The organism is Kluyvera genomosp. 1, from assembly GCF_001266615.1.
In the GTDB taxonomy this organism is placed as follows: Bacteria; Pseudomonadota; Gammaproteobacteria; order Enterobacterales; family Enterobacteriaceae; genus Kluyvera; species Kluyvera cryocrescens_A.
In genome coordinates, this window is record NZ_LGHZ01000022.1 from 1 (window position 1) to 17,641 (window position 17,641).

Sequence of the window (17,641 nt, forward strand, 5' to 3'; positions counted from 1 at the left end):
GGGCTTTTTTGCGTCTGCACGTTGGTAAAATGAATTTAGCTCATTGCAAATGCGACGGTGATACGCAATTGGCTACTGAATAGTAGCCAATAGGTTGTTAGTCGTTCTGATGTGACAGCCAATTAACTATAAACGCCACTATTTCCGGCAGCTCGTTCAGATTGAGAACTGGTACGCCAACGTCTAATACAGTATCGCTGGCCACCGCTATCGTATGTTCATCAATGACCAGATCGCTCACGCTATGTCCTGCCGCTTCCCGAAAGAGTAAAATCTTGGCGACAGCTTCATGTTTGAACCCTTCGACCAGTACCAGATCCAATTTTGACGCATCCATCCGGCTCACAAGCCACCCGAGATCGAGTTCCTGTTCTTCCAGAGTTTCCGTCATCAGCGCCCAGCGCTGCTTACTGGCAACCAGAGTCTGCGCAGCCCCGGCTTTGCGTAATTCATAACTATCTTTACCGGGTTTATCGACATCCATATTGTGATGAGTATGTTTAATAAGCCCTGGGCGAATACCGTGCGCGCAGAGTTCCGGTATTAATTTCTTAAGGAGTGTTGTTTTTCCTGTACCACTCCAGGCGGCGACCGCTAATAGTGGAATCATTTTGCCACCTGATTTTTCAGTAAATCGTCAGGGGTATTCATGTTATGAAATGCTGGTTTCATGTCGCTAAAATCGACAGAATGACCGCCAACTTCGCGCATAAAGACCATTACTCTCCGATCGCCACGAGCCAGATAGGCTTCGATTTTTGGTGCAAGACAACGATGTGCTAACACCACGGCTGGATGATCGCGTTCTCCATCATGTACCCAAACAACGGGTGCCTGGAGACGTTTGTCGTCCAATCGCTCCGCTAAGTTTAAGGGGATGAAAGGGGTGTCGCAGGGACAGAAGAGAAACCATTCGTCAGGAACCTGCTGCATAACCGATAAAATACCGGCGAGTGGTCCTGGATAATCAGAGAGTATGTCGCTAATGACCGGTAAACCACTTGCCTGATAGATTGATAGGTTACGGTTGGCGCTGATCACGATGGCGCCTACCTGAGGACGTAGACGGTCGGCCACGTGCTGCCAGAGGGGCTTATCGTTAAGCAGTACCAATCCTTTATCCTGCCCACCCATTCTGGAGGCTTTGCCACCTGCCAGCACTACGCCGGTTATCTGGCTCTTTGCTTTCACTGCTATCGCCTCTTTTATTGTGGGGTTTACCCTGCTACCGTATCTTCATCAAGCGTAAGGAGCACGACCATGAAATGTAAACGTCTGAATGAAGTTATTGAACTCCTCCAGCCAGCCTGGCAGAAAGAGCCTGAGTTGAATCTTATGCAATTTTTGCAGAAACTGGCGAAAGAGTCAGGCTATGACGGTGAATTGGCCGATTTAACGGACGATATCCTGATCTACCATCTGAAAATGCGTGACTCGGCTAAAGACGCGGTGATCCCGGGTATTCAGAAAGATTATGAAGAAGATTTCAAAACCGCGCTGCTGCGCGCGCGTGGTGTGATTAAAGAGTAAAAGGTTGTAAGCAGTGCCGCTCAACTCGCTGCGAAATGATATCCTGACTCATTCGTATCGTTAACGGATGTCAGGATGAACGACAAGGCTTTCACTTTCCAGACACTCCACCCGGACACTATTATCGATGCCCTATTTGAACAGGGCATCCGGGTGGACTCTGGTCTCACTCCACTAAACAGCTATGAGAACCGGGTTTACCAGTTTCAGGATGAAGATCGCCGTCGTATGGTGGTGAAATTCTATCGTCCGGAGCGCTGGTCTGCCGCGCAGATTCTCGAAGAGCATCAGTTTGCGCTGGAGCTGGTACGAGACGATGTACCGGTCGCAGCTCCGCTCGCCTTTAACGATAAAACGCTGTTAACCCATGATGGTTTTTATTTCACCGTCTTCCCGAGCGTGGGGGGCCGGCAGTTTGAGTCTGATAATCTGGACCAGATGGAATGGGTTGGACGCTATCTTGGCCGGCTGCATCAGACAGGGCGAAAATCGCGCTTTGTGGCGCGTCCTGATATTGGTGTTAAAGAGTATCTTATTGAACCTCGCGCCGTGTTTGAACATTCGGCACTGGTTCCTGCGGCCTTAAAAGACCATTTTCTGAAAGCCACTGATGACCTGATTGATGCTGTCATGGGGCAGTGGCATGGGCGTTTTGATGTATTGCGCTTACATGGCGACTGTCATGCCGGGAATATTCTCTGGCGCGATGGCCCGATGTTTGTCGATCTTGATGACGCGCGCAATGGCCCCGCAGTTCAGGATCTTTGGATGCTGCTTAATGGCTCTCTTGCTGAGAGACGTATGCAGCTTGAAATGATCGTAGAGGCTTACGAAGAATTCAGCAGCTTTAATTCAGATGAATTAGCGCTGATTGAGCCTTTACGCGCAATGCGGTTGGTTTATTATCTTGCCTGGATTATCAGGCGTTGGGATGACCCTGCATTTCCGAAAAATTTTCCTTGGTTAACCGGGGAAGATTTCTGGCATCGGCAGATTGCTACTTTCGTTGAGCAGGTGAAGGTTCTGCAAGAACCCCCTCTACAGCTAACGCCAATGTATTAATTCGACACAGTCAGGAGAGAGTGAGTTATGAAAAAGGTTTGGCTTGCGCTGGCAGGTATGATTCTGGCATTCAGCGCATCTGCTGCTCAGATTACCGAAGGCAAACAATATATTACCATCGATAAACCGGTTGCAGGTGAGCCGCAAGTGCTGGAGTTCTTCTCCTTCTACTGCCCGCATTGCTATCAGTTTGAGGAAGTTCTGCACGTTTCTGATAACGTGCGGAAAAAGCTTCCTGAAGGTGTCAAAATGACCAAGTACCACGTTGAGTTCCTGGGCCCGTTGGGCAAAGACCTGACTCAGGCGTGGGCGGTTGCGATGGCGCTGGGTGTTGAAGACAAGGTAACCGCACCAATGTTTGAAGCCGTGCAGAAAACACAAACGGTTCAGACCGTGGCTGATATTCGTAACGTCTTCATCAACGCTGGCGTGAAAGGCGATGATTACGACGCTGCATGGAATAGCTTCGTGGTGAAATCGATGGTTGCTCAGCAGGAAAAAGCGGCTGCCGACCTTCAGCTTCAGGGCGTTCCGGCGATGTTTGTTAACGGTAAATACCAGCTGAATCCGCAGGGCATGGACACCAGCAATATGGATGTCTTTGTTGCTCAGTATGCTGATGCCGTAAAACAGCTTGTTGAGAAAAAATAAAAAAGAAAACGCCGGTCATTGACCGGCGTTTTTGTACTCTGCTTTGATTGTCTTTATCTGCTGATCTTTCTCTTCCCATAACGCATTCAGCCAAAGCTGAAAGCGCCGTTTGAAATTCTTATCCCCAACATAATCGCCGTGCAGTTCTGGATCGATAGGGCGCAGATTGACCCGAACGACGATACGCGTCAGTTTCCCACTCAACATATCGAAGAAGGGTGTCTTATCGTTTTCTGGATAGCACAGGGTGACGTCCAGCAACTTATCAAACTGAGAGCCCAGTACATTCAATGCCATTGCAATGCCGGCTGCTTTTGGCGGCAGCAGGTTATTATACGGAGAGCGGGTCTGCAGACGTTTTTCTGGCGTGAATCGTGACCCTTCTACAAAATTAACGATAGTCGTCGGGTGGACGCGGAATTTTTCACACGAGCGGCGAGTGGTTTCAACATCTTTACCGCGACGTTCAGGGTGGCGAATCAGATAGCTGCGTGAATAGCGGCGCATAAACGGCATATCCAGAGCCCAGCATGCCAACCCCATAAACGGCACCCAGGCCAGCTGTTGCTTGAGGAAATACTTATTCATCGGAATGTGATTACGGAAAATAACGCACAGCACCACGATGTCTGCCCAGCTGTGGTGATTACAGATAAGCAGATACCAATTTTTCTTATTTAAGGTATCCAGTCCCTGGATATCCCATTTGAGCCAGGGATTAAAATGCAGCAGCGCGGCAAGACCCACGCACCAGCAGTACATCATAAAATTACAAAATACCGAGACTGAACGCCAGATCGCCGGGACAGGGAGGATGAGCTTGACGATCCCTGCGAGGATGATGGGAATAGAGCACAATATCGTCAATAAAATGGTAAGCGCGATACTAATAGGTAGTGTTATCGCTGCGAGCAGTCTCGACATAGTTTGTTTATTCAGATAGTTAGTTATTTAACGTGCACAGATAAAAGAACACAAGGCGCTGATTTTACCAGAAAACGCGTTAAATGATGGGTCTTAGCAGAATAGAAAAAAGAGCATCATGTCTATCCACATTGTGTGAATTATCATCAAACTGTGATCTATTGTAATGATCTTTATTTAATTAACTGAAAAATAAGAATTATTTTTTATTTAACTCTGGGTTACATATTATATGTTATGAATAAAATAAAACTATTCACAAACTTATCCACAATTTGTTTTGCGTGCGATCGCGGAGATCTCTAAATCTTTTCACGTTATTTTGGCGAAAAATTCATGTTTTCATGCTGTCTGTGGCATCCTTTACCCATAATCTGATAAACAGGCACGGAAATTATGGTTCAGATCCCAGAAAACCCTCTTATCCTCGTTGATGGCTCCTCTTATCTCTATCGGGCATATCATGCATTCCCACCGCTGACTAACCGTGCGGGCGAGCCAACTGGCGCCATGTATGGTGTTTTAAATATGCTGCGTAGCTTGATCTTGCAGTATCAGCCGACGCATGCGGTTGTGGTTTTTGATGCGAAGGGGAAAACCTTCCGTGATGAACTGTTTGAGGACTACAAATCACATCGTCCGCCGATGCCGGACGATCTGCGTGCACAGATTGAACCACTGCACACCATGGTGAAAGCGATGGGCCTGCCGTTGATGGCGGTTTCCGGCGTTGAGGCCGATGACGTTATCGGTACGCTGGCACGGGAAGCTGAAAAAATTGGCCGCCCGGTGCTTATCAGCACGGGTGATAAAGATATGGCGCAGCTTGTGACGCCGGGTATTACGCTCATCAATACCATGACCAATACGATCCTGGGTCCTGAGGAAGTGGTGGCGAAATATGGCGTGCCGCCAGAGCTAATTATCGATTTCCTCGCACTGATGGGCGACTCTTCGGATAACATCCCCGGCGTACCTGGCGTGGGTGAGAAAACCGCACAGGCGTTGCTGCAAGGTCTGGGTGGGTTGGATGCTCTGTATGGCGAGCCGGAGAAAATTGCCGGACTGACCTTCCGTGGTGCGAAAACCATGGCGGCGAAACTTGAGCAGAATAAGGATCTCGCTTATCTCTCCTACAAGCTGGCCACGATCAAAACTGACGTGGAACTGGAATTGGGCTGTGAGCAGCTGACCGTCTCGCCGCCATCAGCCGACGAATTGCTGGAACTGTTTAAAAAGTATGAATTTAAGCGTTGGATTACCGACGTTGAATCCGGTACCTGGATGCAGGCTAAAGGCAGTAAGCCTGCCGCAAAACCATCCCAAACAGCAGTGACATCCACTGAGCCGGTAGAGGAAGAGATTGCGACAACACTTTCTTCGGAAAATTATGTCACTATTCTTGATGAAGAAACGTTGCTGGCGTGGATCGAAAAGCTGAAAAAAGCGCCGCTATTCGCCTTTGATACTGAAACTGATAGCCTCGATAACATTTCCGCCAATATGGTCGGACTGTCGTTTGCTATTGAGCCTGGTGTTGCAGCGTATGTGCCGGTCGCCCATGACTACCTTGATGCGCCGGAGCAAATCTCCCGTGAGCACGTGTTGGAGCTGCTTAAACCGCTGCTGGAAGATAACAACCTACTGAAAGTTGGCCAGAATCTGAAGTTCGATCGCGGGATTCTCGCTAACTATGGCATCGAGCTGCGCGGAATTGCCTTCGATACCATGCTCGAGTCCTATACCCTGGATAGCGTTGCCGGCCGCCATGATATGGACAGTCTCTCCGACCGCTGGTTGAAACATAAAACCATCACCTTTGAAGAGATTGCCGGTAAAGGTAAAAATCAGCTGACCTTTAACCAGATTGCACTGGAAGAAGCGGGGCGCTATGCCGCGGAGGATGCGGACGTCACCCTGCAGCTGCACCTGAAAATGTGGCCGAAGCTCCAGAAAATTGAAGGGCCACTGCGTATCTTCAATGAGATTGAAATGCCGCTGGTGCCGGTGCTGTCGCGTATTGAACGCAATGGGGTAAAAATTAACCCGACGGTGCTGCACGCACATTCACAGGAAATCGCCAAGCGTCTGGTTGAGCTAGAGCAAAAAGCCTACGAGATTGCCGGTGAAGAATTTAACCTCTCTTCGCCAAAACAGTTGCAGACGATCCTGTTTGAAAAACAGGGCATTAAGCCGCTGAAGAAAACGCCGGGCGGCGCACCGTCCACCTCTGAAGAGGTGCTCGAGGAGCTGGCGCTGGATTACCCGCTGCCAAAAGTGATTCTTGAGTATCGTGGGCTGGCGAAACTGAAGTCGACCTATACCGACAAGCTGCCGCTGATGATTAACCCGAAAACCGGGCGTGTCCATACCTCCTATCACCAGGCGGTGACCGCGACTGGGCGTCTTTCTTCTACCGATCCTAACCTGCAAAATATTCCGGTACGTAGCGAAGAAGGCCGCCGTATTCGCCAGGCGTTTATTGCGCCGGAGGATTACGTCATCGTGTCTGCGGACTACTCGCAAATTGAACTGCGTATTATGGCGCACCTATCCCGTGACGAAGGTTTGCTGAAGGCATTTGCGGAAGGCAAAGACATTCACCGTGCCACGGCGGCCGAAGTGTTTGGCCTACCACTGGATAGCGTCAGCAGTGAACAGCGTCGCAGCGCGAAGGCGATAAACTTTGGTCTGATTTACGGCATGAGCGCTTTCGGTCTGGCGCGTCAGCTGAATATTCCGCGTAAAGAAGCGCAGAAGTACATGGATCTCTACTTCGAACGTTATCCGGGCGTACTTGATTATATGGAACGCACGCGTGCACAGGCGAAAGATCAGGGATATGTCGAAACCCTGGACGGGCGCCGTCTGTATCTTCCCGACATCAAATCCAGCAACGGTGCGCGTCGTGCCGGCGCTGAGCGTGCGGCGATTAACGCCCCAATGCAGGGGACGGCTGCTGACGTTATCAAGCGAGCGATGATTGCCGTCGATCGCTGGTTAGAAGATGAGAAGCCACGCGTACGTCTGATCATGCAAGTACACGATGAATTGATCTTTGAAGTGCATAAAGATGATGTTGATGCGGTAGCGAAGAAAGTGCATGAATTGATGGAAAACAGCACTAAGCTCGATGTCCCACTGCTGGTGGAAGTTGGCAGCGGCGAAAACTGGGATCAAGCGCATTAAGTGTTCGATGATAAACGTCGTTTTATGTAAGTAAGCAACATAACTTATCTAATTTTGTGATGAACATTAGAATTCGTTATGTAACTAGTGAAAAAAAACTACAAAAAATGCTTTCTGTGAAACGTAAAAAAGAGTAGAGTTAATCTCGTAGGGTACAGAGGTAAGATGTTCTATCTTTCAGACCTTTTACTTCACGTAATCGGATTTGGCTGAATATTTTAGCCGCCCCAGTCAGTAATGACTGGGGCGTTTTTTATTGGGCGAAAGAAAAGTTTTCGCATCAGTCATGACGGTCACGATGGGGTCAAATGAAGGGATGGTGCGGGCCCGGAACAGGGCGCCAGGCGCCACTATCCGGGATTAAGACGGGGTTACTCTGCTGCTGCCTCTTCTGGCTCTTCCTGCGGTGGAATCTCGCTATACCAGCTATCCAGCTTCTGACGCAGTTTGTCGACGCCCAGTTTTTTCAGCGAAGAAAATGCTTCAACCTGCACGTCGCCATTAAAGGCAACAACAGCTTCACGGACCTGATTGAGCTGCGCTTTACGCGCACCGCTTGCCAGCTTATCAGCCTTGGTCAACAGCACCAGAACCTGAATATCACTGGCGACAGCCCATTCGATCATCTGCTGGTCGAGATCCTTCAGCGGATGGCGGATATCCATCAGAATGACTAATCCTTTTAGACACAGGCGTTTTTCCAGGTATTCACCCAGCGCTTTCTGCCATTTGATTTTCATCTCTTCAGGTACCTGCGCGTAGCCATATCCCGGCAGGTCGACAAGGCGCTTACCTTCAACCACTTCAAACAGGTTGATGAGCTGGGTACGTCCTGGCGTTTTGGAGGTACGAGCCAGGCTTTTTTGATTGGTCAGCGTATTCAGGGCGCTGGATTTCCCTGCATTGGAACGGCCAGCGAAGGCCACTTCGATTCCAGTATCGGAAGGTAAGTGACGGATATCAGGCGCACTTGTCACAAAATGCGTCTGTTGATAGTTCAGGTTAGTCAAAACGGTTATCTCCGTTAAATCAGGCAATAGGGGCGATTATACCCGATCGGCAGAAAAAGGCTGGTTTTCCTCAGAGCGTATTCACTGTAAGCCGAAGCCCCTGCGTGTGTAGGATATTTGCCATTGTTGCTATGAGAAATATAAGAGAAATCTCTGACGATAAAATAGCCGTGTTATTTAAAATCATCATGTTATGAGTGTTCAATTATCTGATTTGTCGGTTTTCCTCTCTTTCATTGCTTGTTAGTTTAACGCAACACGGTAAAGTAGCACCCATCGGCGAGGGAGCCAGAAGGAATTAGACTCAGGATGAGGGGTCAGGAACGCCAGGAGGCGAAGACCTACGGAATCTGTCAGGAAGACAAGCGTCTGGAGACGTTACGCAAGGATAGGGAACAATAACAGGGACTGTTATAAAGCTAACGGATAAACAGGGCGCGTTGTAAGCCAACATGGAATGTAGAACCCGTAATGGGTTGTGAGTCAGGAAAAAAGGCGACAGATTACTCTGTCGCCTTTTTTCTTTGTTTGCTTTCTGCTAGATTCCGGCTCAATTCTATACTGAATAAAACGGCTTAAAGACTGACATCATGAAAAAACCAACCTCTGCACCGCGCAGTAAAGCTCCGGGCAAACAGCGCCGTAAAACGCGTGAAGAACTGAACCTGGAAGCTCGCGATCGTAAAAACGACAAAAAGCACCGTGGTAACGCGGCGGGTAGCCGTGCGAACGGCACTGGCGGTGCATCCGGCGGTAACAAACAAAAGCAGCAACAAGATCCTCGTATTGGTAGTAAAAAACCGATAGCGCTGGGCGTTACCGACGCGCCAGTGGTTAAACAGCCCAAACCGAAGAGCGAGAAACCTATGCTTTCACCGCAGGCCGAGCTGGATATGCTGGAGAGTGATGAGCGCCTGGATGCGCTGCTGGAACGCCTTGAAAATGATGAAGTCCTGTCTGCTGAAGACCAGAAGTGGGTTGATGCCAAACTGGACAGAATTGATGAGCTGATGCAGCAGCTTGGCCTCTCTTACGACGATGATGAAGAAGAAGAGGAAGAAGAGGGCAAGGAAGACATGATGCGTCTGCTGCGAGGTGGAAACTAACGTTTGCACCCGATTGGCCTGCCGGTCCTGCTTATAACCCTTTTGGTTGTATGTTATCTGGGGTGGTTATTCGTTAAACTACGACGGTTGTCGCGGCGTCAAAGTTGGCTGCGCAACCGGCTGTGGCGCAGTAGTGCGGCCACGCCGGCAAGCCGTCGTCGTTCTCGACACCATCGCAAGGAGTGAGCATGTCTGTGCAGTTAATCGACTGGGATCTGGCCCTGATCCAGAAATACAACTATTCCGGGCCACGCTATACCTCATATCCCACCGCGCTGGAATTCTCTGACGCCTTTGGCGAAAGCGAGTTTGTTAACGCCGTTGCGCGTTATCCAGAACGGCCTCTGTCGCTGTACGTGCATATCCCGTTCTGCCATAAGCTTTGTTATTTCTGCGGCTGCAATAAAATCGTCACCCGGCAGCAGCACAAAGCCGATCAATATCTCGACGTTCTGGAACAGGAAATCCGCCAGCGTGCGCCGCTGTTTTCCGGGCGTCATGTCAGCCAATTGCACTGGGGCGGTGGTACTCCTACCTATCTGAATAAAGCGCAAATCAGCCGCCTGATGACGCTGCTACGCGAGTGCTTCCATTTCGATGCAGACGCGGAGATTTCGATTGAAGTCGACCCGCGCGAAATCGAGCTGGATGTGATTGACCATCTGCGCAGTGAAGGCTTCAACCGCCTGAGCATGGGTGTGCAGGACTTCAACAAAGAAGTGCAGCGGCTGGTGAACCGCGAACAGGATGAAGAATTTATCTTTGCGTTGCTCAACCGCGCGCGTGAAATTGGCTTCACTTCGACCAATATCGATCTGATCTATGGCCTGCCAAAGCAGACGCCGGAAAGTTTTGCCTTCACTTTAAAACGCGTTGCCGAGCTGAATCCCGACCGCCTGAGCGTGTTTAACTACGCACATCTGCCGACGCTGTTTGCCGCGCAGCGTAAAATCAAAGATGCCGATCTGCCGTCAGCGCAGCAGAAGCTGGATATCCTACAGGAGACCATTGGCTCACTGACCGATGCCGGCTATCAGTTTATCGGCATGGATCACTTCGCACGCCCGGACAATGAACTGGCGGTGGCGCAGCGTGAAGGCGTACTGCACCGCAACTTCCAGGGCTACACCACCCAGGGTGATACTGACTTGCTGGGTATGGGCGTTTCCGCCATCAGCATGATTGGCGACTGCTATGCGCAGAACCAAAAAGAGCTGAAGCTTTACTATCAGCAGGTGGCTGAGCAGGGGAATGCGCTGTGGCGCGGTATTGCGTTGACCCGTGATGACTGTATTCGTCGTGACGTGATTAAGGCGCTAATTTGTAATTTCGGCCTGAATTTTGCGGCGATAGAACAGCAGTGGGATCTGAACTTTAGCGAATACTTTGCTGAGGATCTGGCGCTATTGGCGCCTCTAGCGAACGATGGGCTGGTGGACGTTGATGAGAGCGGGATTCAGGTGACCGCAAAAGGTCGTCTGTTGATTCGTAATATTTGCATGTGCTTTGATGCTTACCTGCGTCAAAAGGCGCGGATGCAGCAGTTCTCTCGGGTCATCTAAAAAACAGCCCGGAGGCATTGCGCCGACCGGGCCTGTTCTACATATGGCTGGGTGGGCGTTAGCGCCATCCAGCACAAAATTAGCTAAACAGCCCAACCAGCGCTGCGCAAAGTACCGCAGCCATCGCCGTTTGCGGCGAATGACCAGCAGCGCCGCTCGACGCCAGGTTAATCAATGATTCAAGCATTTTCGTCCCCCCGTGGATTGCCGGGCAGCATGATACTTAACTCATCGGAACAGTAAAGTATAAAATTGCAGCAGTTTGCGCGAATCGAGCAATATTTACACTTCACCCAGGCCTTACTCCATTCCTAACTCTTTCAACTTACGCGTCAGGGTATTACGACCCCAGCCGAGCAGGCGAGCCGCTTCCTGTTTATGCCCCTGCGTATGACGCAGCGCGGTGGTGAGCAGCGTACGTTCCATCTCTGGCTGTGCTTCAGAAAGCAGGTTTTGATGACCGGAACGTAGTGCACGGTCCGCCCACTGTGCCAGCAGCGTGGCCCAGCTATCCGGGAGCGAAGAAGAGGTGGTGCTGTCGGGCATGCTGGCTTCAAACAGCTCGCTGGGCAGATCCTGAATCAGCACTTCTTGTCCTGCAGCCATTACCGTTAACCAGCGGCAGGTGTTCTCCAGTTGACGTACGTTACCCGGCCAGGCGAGGCGGGTGAGCGCCGCTTCGGTTTCGGGATGCAGCAGTTTGGCTTCAACACCGAGTTCCCGTGCGGCAACCTGCAGGAAATGATGCGCCAGGCGGGGAATATCTTCCCGGCGCTCGCGCAGAGGCGGCAGATGCACGCGGATGACGTTCAGACGGTGGAATAAGTCCTCACGGAATTTACCTTCCTGCACCCGCTGTTCAAGGTTCTGATGGGTGGCGGCAATAATACGCACATCCACTTTCACCGGAGCATAGCCGCCGACGCGGTAGAATTGGCCATCGGCCAGTACGCGCAGCAGGCGAGTTTGCACATCCATCGGCATATCGCCGATCTCATCGAGGAAGAGGGTGCCGCCATCGGCCTGTTCAAAACGCCCCTGGCGTACGGTATTGGCGCCGGTAAAAGCCCCTTTCTCATGCCCAAACAGCTCGGACTCAATCAGGTCTTTCGGGATCGCCGCCATATTCAGCGCGATAAACGGTGCCTTTACACGCGGGCTGTGGCGGTGCAACGCATGAGCAACCAGCTCTTTACCGGTACCAGATTCACCGTTAATCAATACGCTGATTGAAGAACGAGAAAGGCGACCAATAATGCGGAACACATCCTGCATTGCCGGCGCTTCACCGATAATATCGGTTGTCGGGTCGTTAACCTGAACGTTGCGTGGCTGCTGCTGTTCCTGGTAGTGGCTAATGGCGCGCTCAACCAGCGCAACCGCTTCGTCGATATCAAACGGTTTTGGCAGGTAATCAAACGCCCCTTGCTGGTAGGCGCTGACGGCGGCATCCAGATCGGAGTGCGCCGTCATTATGATGACCGGAAGCATCGGATGGCGCTGTTTGATTTGCGTTAACAGTGCCAGACCGTCCATTCCGGGCATACGAATATCGGACATCAGCACGTCAGGCGTTTTGGTCGCCAGTGCGTCGAGCACTTCTTTCCCGCCTTCAAACGTGGTACAGGTCAGCCCCGCGCCGGTGAGTGCGCGTTCAAGCACCCAACGGATGGAGCTATCGTCATCTACGACCCAGACTATCCCTCGTTGCATAAACACACCTTATTTTTTAATTGGCAGGTAAACCGAGAACTCGGTATGGCCCGGCCAACTGGTAAATTCAATTTTGCCGGAGTGCTGATCGATAAGGCTGCGCGCAATCGACAGACCCAGCCCGGTGCCACCTTCACGACCGCTGACCATCGGATAGAACAGGGTGTCCTGTAAATGGGATGGAATGCCAGGGCCGTTATCTTCAACATCGATGCGGGCTGCCAGGCGGTAGCGAACGCCGTGAAGCGTGAGCTGAAAAGCCGTGCGGGTGCGCAGGACAATTTCGCCGCCTTCTGGCCCTAAAGCCTGAAGGGCGTTACGCACAATATTCAGCAGAACTTGTTCTATTTGGTCAGGATCGTGTGGAAGCTCCGGCAGGCTTGGATCGTAATCACGCACCAGCTTGATGTTATCCGGCAGCTCCATTGACACCAGCTTCACCACACGCTCGGCGACTTTATGGATACTTTCCGTGACGTGTGTCCCGGGATGCTGCGGCCCAAGCAGGCGGTCAACCAAATTACGCAGGCGGTCGGCCTGTTCGATAATAACGTTGGTGTATTCCGTTAGTGCCGGGTCGGGCAGTGCTTTGCTTAATAGCTGTGCTGCGCCGCGTAAGCCACCTAGCGGATTTTTTATCTCATGCGCAAGGCCACGTACCAGATCGCGCGCCGCGATTTGCTGAGCGTGCTGGAGCTGCTCCTGGCTTAAACGGCGTTGGTTATCCATCGGCGCCATTTCCAGCAGAATATAACCATCCGGCAGACGCTGCGCCGTGAGCGAGAGAATGTGTGAACGACTGTCGATGACCAGCGTCACCTCGTTATCGGTAAAACCCTGACCCGTTTGCAGGCTTTCCTGCATCAGGCCAATATTGAGCGAAAAATAGCTCAGGAGCTCAGGTAACGGGGTGCCAAAAAGCTTACGCGCGCTTTGTGCCAGCAACTGCTGGGCGGCAGGGTTCGCGTAGTGAACGGCCAGGTCGTCATCGACCAGGAGGATGCTGTTGATTAACGAATTGAGGATCTGCCCAGCATCGGGCAGTGCGCCTGTTGCCATTTAGCAGTCTCCTGAAAAGGCTTGCACTGTTTTAGTGCAGTATAGCTTTTTATTGCTAAAAAGCGCGAAAGATCAGGTTGTTGGTGGAGAAAAAAGCCCATCCTGAGATGGGCTGAAAGTTTCCACGGCAACTCAATTCCAGGCATTGCGCCAGAGCCTGGTGGTCATGGCGCGATGTCAGCTGGACAGTACAACTCAAATTTTCTTAAACGCTGTAGTACAGTTCGAACTCAACCGGGTGCGGCGTCATGCGTACACGGTCATTTTCTTCGGTACGCAGCGTGATGTAAGCGTCGATAGCTTCATCAGTGAATACGCCACCCGCAGTCAGGAATTCACGGTCTGCGTCCAGCGCATTCAGTGCTTCTTCCAGAGAGCCTGCAACCTGTGGGATCTCTTTCGCTTCTTCTGGCGGCAGATCGTACAGGTTTTTGTCCATGGCTTCGCCTGGGTGGATTTTGTTCTTGATACCGTCAAGACCCGCCATCAGCAGTGCTGCGAAGCACAGGTATGGGTTAGCTGCTGGATCCGGGAAGCGCACTTCAATACGGCGTGCTTTCGGAGAAGCAACCACTGGGATACGGATAGAAGCAGAACGGTTACGGGCAGAGTAAGCCAGCATAACTGGGGCTTCGTAGCCTGGGACCAGACGCTTGTAGGAGTTGGTGGTTGGGTTCGCCAGGGCGTTGATCGCTTTAGCGTGTTTGATAACACCACCGATGTAGAACAGCGCCTGCTCGGACAGACCGGCATATTTGTCACCGGAGAACAGGTTCACGCCGTTCTTGGACAGAGACATGTGGCAGTGCATACCGGAACCGTTATCGCCAAACATTGGTTTTGGCATGAAGGTCGCAGTTTTACCGAAGCGATGAGCCACGTTGTGAACAACGTATTTGTAGATCTGAATTTCGTCCGCTTTTTTGGTCATGGTGTTAAAGCGGGTAGCGATTTCGTTCTGGCCAGCAGTCGCCACTTCGTGGTGGTGTGCTTCAACAACCAGGCCCATCTCTTCCATGATCAGACACATGGTAGAACGGATGTCCTGGGAAGAGTCGACCGGAGGAACTGGGAAGTAACCGCCTTTCACACCAGGACGGTGACCTTTGTTACCACCTTCGTATTTGGTGGAGGAGTTCCATGCGCCTTCGATATCATCGATAGCTACGTGGGAACCAGAGATGGATGCGCCGAAACGAATGTCATCAAACAGGAAGAATTCTGGCTCTGGCCCGAACAGAACGGTGTCCGCGATGCCGGTAGCGCGCAGGTATTCTTCAGCGCGTTTTGCGATGGAGCGTGGGTCGCGGTCGTAGCCCTGCAGCGTACCTGGTTCCAGGATGTCGCAACGAATGATCAGGGTAGATTCTTCAAAGAACGGGTCAATGAGCGCAGTAGAAGCATCTGGCATCAGAACCATGTCTGATTCGTTAATGCCTTTCCAGCCGCCGATTGAGGAGCCGTCAAACATTTTGCCTTCTTCAAAGAATTCGGCATTCACCTGATGAGCAGGAATAGTGACGTGCTGTTCTTTACCTTTGGTATCGGTGAAGCGCAAATCAACAAACTTCACTTCGTGCTCGTTCAGCATCGTCAAAACGTGTTCAGCGGACATACTTAACATCTCCCGGATTTATCATTGTCGTCGTGGTAACGAGGTCTTCAATCACTGCTTAATTGGCGTTGTTGCCTTAAAAAAGATAAAGCGAAATCTGTGCCAACTTTTAAATTACCCCCAAAAGGCGTTATCATGCGCACCATAGTGCAAAAGGGCTGCACCACGATAGCTTGTTTGCACCATTATAGTGCTTATCTGTGATTGTTGAGCACCATATTGGTGCAAATTGCGATTAGGTGCCCTTTTTATGCTCCGTGAAAGCGATCACAAAGAAACTCTGCAATACTTGTTTGCGGAGGATCTCTGTGATCCTGTTTTGTAGTGCGATTAATCCGTGTACAATAACGCGCTATTTCTAATGCCCGAGGCAAAGTTGTGATCGAAAATTTGCGTAACATCGCCATCATCGCGCACGTTGACCATGGTAAAACTACCCTGGTTGATAAGCTGCTGCAGCAATCCGGTACGTTTGATGCGCGTGCTGAAACACAAGAGCGTGTGATGGACTCCAACGATTTGGAGAAAGAGCGTGGGATTACCATCCTCGCGAAAAACACCGCAATCAAATGGAATGATTACCGTATCAACATCGTTGATACCCCAGGGCACGCCGACTTCGGTGGTGAAGTTGAGCGCGTCATGTCCATGGTTGACTCCGTGCTGCTGGTTGTTGATGCAATGGATGGCCCGATGCCGCAGACGCGCTTCGTGACCAAAAAAGCATTTGCCCACGGTCTGAAGCCTATCGTTGTTATCAACAAAGTTGACCGTCCAGGCGCACGTCCTGATTGGGTTGTTGACCAGGTATTCGACCTGTTCGTTAACCTTGACGCGACCGACGAACAGCTGGACTTCCCTATCATTTATGCTTCCGCGCTGAATGGTATTGCGGGTGTTGATCACGAAGATATGGCGGCAGATATGACCCCGCTGTATCAAGCTATCGTTGATCACGTACCGGCTCCAGACGTAGACCTGGATGGCCCGCTGCAGATGCAAATCTCCCAGCTGGACTACAACAACTACGTTGGTGTTATCGGTATCGGCCGTATCAAACGCGGTAAAGTGAAGCCAAACCAGCAGATCACTATCATTGATAGCGAAGGCAAAACCCGTAACGGTAAAGTCGGTAAAGTTCTGACTCACCTGGGTCTGGAGCGTATTGATAGCGACCAGGCAGAAGCGGGCGATATCATCGCAATCACTGGTCTGGGCGAACTGAACATCTCTGACACCATCTGCGACCCGCAGAATGTTGAAGCGCTGCCAGCGCTGTCTGTAGATGAACCAACCGTAACCATGTTCTTCAACGTCAACACCTCTCCATTCTGTGGTAAAGAAGGTAAATACGTTACTTCTCGTCAGATTCTTGACCGTCTGAAGAAAGAACTGGTACACAACGTGGCACTGCGCGTTGAAGAAACCGAAGACGCTGATGCGTTCCGCGTTTCTGGCCGTGGTGAACTGCACCTGTCCGTTCTGATTGAAAACATGCGTCGTGAAGGTTTCGAAATGGCGGTTTCCCGTCCGAAAGTTATCTTCCGCGAAATCGATGGTCGTAAACAAGAGCCATTCGAAAACGTAACGCTGGACGTCGAAGAGCAGCACCAGGGTTCTGTCATGCAGGCACTGGGTGAGCGTAAAGGCGACCTGAAAAACATGAATCCAGACGGAAAAGGCCGCGTACGTCTCGACTACGTGATCCCAAGCCGTGGCCTGATTGGCTTCCGTAACGAATTCATGACCATGACTTCCGGTACCGGCCTGCTGTACTCCACCTTCAGCCATTACGACGATGTTCGTCCGGGCGAAGTGGGCCAGCGTCAGAATGGCGTACTGATCTCCAATGGCCAGGGTAAAGCAGTTGCGTTCGCACTGTTCAGCCTGCAGGACCGCGGTAAGCTGTTCCTGGGCCACGGTGCAGAAGTTTACGAAGGTCAGATCATCGGTATTCACAGCCGTTCTAACGACCTGACTGTAAACTGCCTGACCGGTAAGAAACTGACCAACATGCGTGCTTCCGGTACTGACGAAGCCACCACTCTGGTCCCAGCGCTGAAAATGACTCTGGAGCAAGCTCTGGAATTCATCGATGACGACGAACTGGTAGAAGTGACCCCAACTTCTGTCCGTATCCGTAAACGTCACCTGACTGAAAACGATCGCAAACGTGCGAACCGTGGTCCTAAAGAAGATTAATTTCTCTCTTTAACGGAT

The 17,641-nt window shown here is 51.1% G+C and carries 15 protein-coding genes; 7 read left to right on the top strand and 8 right to left on the bottom strand.

Annotation, left to right across the window (positions count from 1 at the left end):
* Positions 1 to 97: 97 nt before the first annotated feature.
* Together mobB and mobA are read right to left on the bottom strand one after the other, a co-directional pair.
* Entirely contained in the window at positions 98 to 610 is a 513-nt protein-coding gene (gene mobB, locus KP80_RS13425; protein WP_052284156.1) for a molybdopterin-guanine dinucleotide biosynthesis protein MobB, read from the bottom strand.
* Positions 607 to 1,134: a molybdenum cofactor guanylyltransferase MobA gene (mobA, locus tag KP80_RS13430; protein WP_052284241.1), complete on the bottom strand. Its 528-nt coding sequence runs from the start codon at positions 1,132 to 1,134 to the stop codon at positions 607 to 609. The genes mobB and mobA overlap by 4 nt, the downstream gene beginning before the upstream one ends.
* A gap of 126 nt (positions 1,135 to 1,260) precedes the next feature.
* Between mobA and KP80_RS13435 the strand changes: the two genes are divergently transcribed.
* The 3 genes from KP80_RS13435 to dsbA all read left to right on the top strand — a co-directional run bounded on the left by KP80_RS13435 (position 1,261) and on the right by dsbA (position 3,243).
* A complete protein-coding gene (locus tag KP80_RS13435; protein WP_052284157.1) occupies positions 1,261 to 1,530 on the top strand; it encodes a YihD family protein in 270 nt (89 codons plus the stop codon).
* Positions 1,531 to 1,605: 75 nt separating this feature from the next.
* The gene (locus KP80_RS13440) at positions 1,606 to 2,592 is read left to right on the top strand and encodes a serine/threonine protein kinase (protein ID WP_052284158.1); all 987 of its coding nucleotides are present in this window, start codon (positions 1,606 to 1,608) and stop codon (positions 2,590 to 2,592) included.
* A 27-nt stretch (positions 2,593 to 2,619) separates the two neighbouring features.
* Complete coding sequence (gene dsbA / locus KP80_RS13445) at positions 2,620 to 3,243, top strand: thiol:disulfide interchange protein DsbA (protein ID WP_052284159.1); 624 nt, start codon at positions 2,620 to 2,622, stop codon at positions 3,241 to 3,243.
* Between the two features lie 15 nt (positions 3,244 to 3,258).
* Here the strand turns inward: dsbA and KP80_RS13450 are convergent, their stop codons facing one another.
* The gene (locus KP80_RS13450; protein WP_052284160.1) at positions 3,259 to 4,167 is read right to left on the bottom strand and encodes an acyltransferase; all 909 of its coding nucleotides are present in this window, start codon (positions 4,165 to 4,167) and stop codon (positions 3,259 to 3,261) included.
* Between the two features lie 396 nt (positions 4,168 to 4,563).
* Here KP80_RS13450 and polA point away from each other — a divergent pair, with 396 nt between their 5' ends.
* Positions 4,564 to 7,356, top strand: a complete 2,793-nt coding sequence (polA, locus tag KP80_RS13455) for a DNA polymerase I (RefSeq protein WP_052284161.1) — start codon at positions 4,564 to 4,566, stop codon at positions 7,354 to 7,356.
* A 371-nt stretch (positions 7,357 to 7,727) separates the two neighbouring features.
* Here polA and yihA read toward each other — a convergent pair whose 3' ends face one another.
* Positions 7,728 to 8,366: a ribosome biogenesis GTP-binding protein YihA/YsxC gene (gene yihA, locus KP80_RS13460; RefSeq protein ID WP_052284162.1), complete on the bottom strand. Its 639-nt coding sequence runs from the start codon at positions 8,364 to 8,366 to the stop codon at positions 7,728 to 7,730.
* Positions 8,367 to 8,956: 590 nt separating this feature from the next.
* Between yihA and yihI the strand changes: the two genes are divergently transcribed.
* On the top strand, positions 8,957 to 9,472 hold the full coding sequence (gene yihI / locus KP80_RS13465; RefSeq protein ID WP_052284163.1) for a Der GTPase-activating protein YihI: 516 nt from the start codon (positions 8,957 to 8,959) through the stop codon (positions 9,470 to 9,472).
* A 188-nt stretch (positions 9,473 to 9,660) separates the two neighbouring features.
* Complete coding sequence (gene hemN, locus KP80_RS13470) at positions 9,661 to 11,034, top strand: oxygen-independent coproporphyrinogen III oxidase (RefSeq protein WP_052284164.1); 1,374 nt, start codon at positions 9,661 to 9,663, stop codon at positions 11,032 to 11,034.
* Positions 11,035 to 11,113: 79 nt separating this feature from the next.
* Here hemN and KP80_RS23105 read toward each other — a convergent pair whose 3' ends face one another.
* The 4 genes from KP80_RS23105 to glnA all read right to left on the bottom strand — a co-directional run bounded on the left by KP80_RS23105 (position 11,114) and on the right by glnA (position 15,421).
* Complete coding sequence (locus tag KP80_RS23105) at positions 11,114 to 11,221, bottom strand: YshB family small membrane protein (protein WP_112202478.1); 108 nt, start codon at positions 11,219 to 11,221, stop codon at positions 11,114 to 11,116.
* 113 nt (positions 11,222 to 11,334) lie between these two features.
* The gene (glnG, locus tag KP80_RS13475) at positions 11,335 to 12,747 is read right to left on the bottom strand and encodes a nitrogen regulation protein NR(I) (protein ID WP_052284165.1); all 1,413 of its coding nucleotides are present in this window, start codon (positions 12,745 to 12,747) and stop codon (positions 11,335 to 11,337) included.
* Between the two features lie 9 nt (positions 12,748 to 12,756).
* On the bottom strand, positions 12,757 to 13,806 hold the full coding sequence (gene glnL / locus KP80_RS13480) for a nitrogen regulation protein NR(II) (protein ID WP_052284166.1): 1,050 nt from the start codon (positions 13,804 to 13,806) through the stop codon (positions 12,757 to 12,759).
* Between the two features lie 205 nt (positions 13,807 to 14,011).
* Positions 14,012 to 15,421, bottom strand: coding sequence for a glutamate--ammonia ligase (gene glnA, locus KP80_RS13485; protein ID WP_052284167.1), 1,410 nt, complete (start codon positions 15,419 to 15,421; stop codon positions 14,012 to 14,014).
* A gap of 378 nt (positions 15,422 to 15,799) precedes the next feature.
* Here glnA and typA point away from each other — a divergent pair, with 378 nt between their 5' ends.
* On the top strand, positions 15,800 to 17,623 hold the full coding sequence (gene typA, locus KP80_RS13490; protein ID WP_052284168.1) for a ribosome-dependent GTPase TypA: 1,824 nt from the start codon (positions 15,800 to 15,802) through the stop codon (positions 17,621 to 17,623).
* The last annotated feature ends 18 nt before the right edge of the window (positions 17,624 to 17,641 follow it).

Bases quoted from the DNA above. Each gene is read 5' to 3' on its own strand.
- mobB (WP_052284156.1), bottom strand. From the start codon at position 610: ATGATTCCACTATTAGCGGTCGCCGCCTGGAGTGGTACAGGAAAAACA.
- yihI (WP_052284163.1), top strand. From the start codon at position 8,957: ATGAAAAAACCAACCTCTGCACCGCGCAGTAAAGCTCCGGGCAAACAG.
- dsbA (WP_052284159.1), top strand. From the start codon at position 2,620: ATGAAAAAGGTTTGGCTTGCGCTGGCAGGTATGATTCTGGCATTCAGC.
- mobA (WP_052284241.1), bottom strand. From the start codon at position 1,134: ATGGGTGGGCAGGATAAAGGATTGGTACTGCTTAACGATAAGCCCCTC.
- hemN (WP_052284164.1), top strand. From the start codon at position 9,661: ATGTCTGTGCAGTTAATCGACTGGGATCTGGCCCTGATCCAGAAATAC.
- glnL (WP_052284166.1), bottom strand. From the start codon at position 13,806: ATGGCAACAGGCGCACTGCCCGATGCTGGGCAGATCCTCAATTCGTTA.
- polA (WP_052284161.1), top strand. From the start codon at position 4,564: ATGGTTCAGATCCCAGAAAACCCTCTTATCCTCGTTGATGGCTCCTCT.
- KP80_RS13440 (WP_052284158.1), top strand. From the start codon at position 1,606: ATGAACGACAAGGCTTTCACTTTCCAGACACTCCACCCGGACACTATT.
- glnG (WP_052284165.1), bottom strand. From the start codon at position 12,747: ATGCAACGAGGGATAGTCTGGGTCGTAGATGACGATAGCTCCATCCGT.
- KP80_RS13450 (WP_052284160.1), bottom strand. From the start codon at position 4,167: ATGTCGAGACTGCTCGCAGCGATAACACTACCTATTAGTATCGCGCTT.
- KP80_RS23105 (WP_112202478.1), bottom strand. From the start codon at position 11,221: ATGCTTGAATCATTGATTAACCTGGCGTCGAGCGGCGCTGCTGGTCAT.
- glnA (WP_052284167.1), bottom strand. From the start codon at position 15,421: ATGTCCGCTGAACACGTTTTGACGATGCTGAACGAGCACGAAGTGAAG.
- KP80_RS13435 (WP_052284157.1), top strand. From the start codon at position 1,261: ATGAAATGTAAACGTCTGAATGAAGTTATTGAACTCCTCCAGCCAGCC.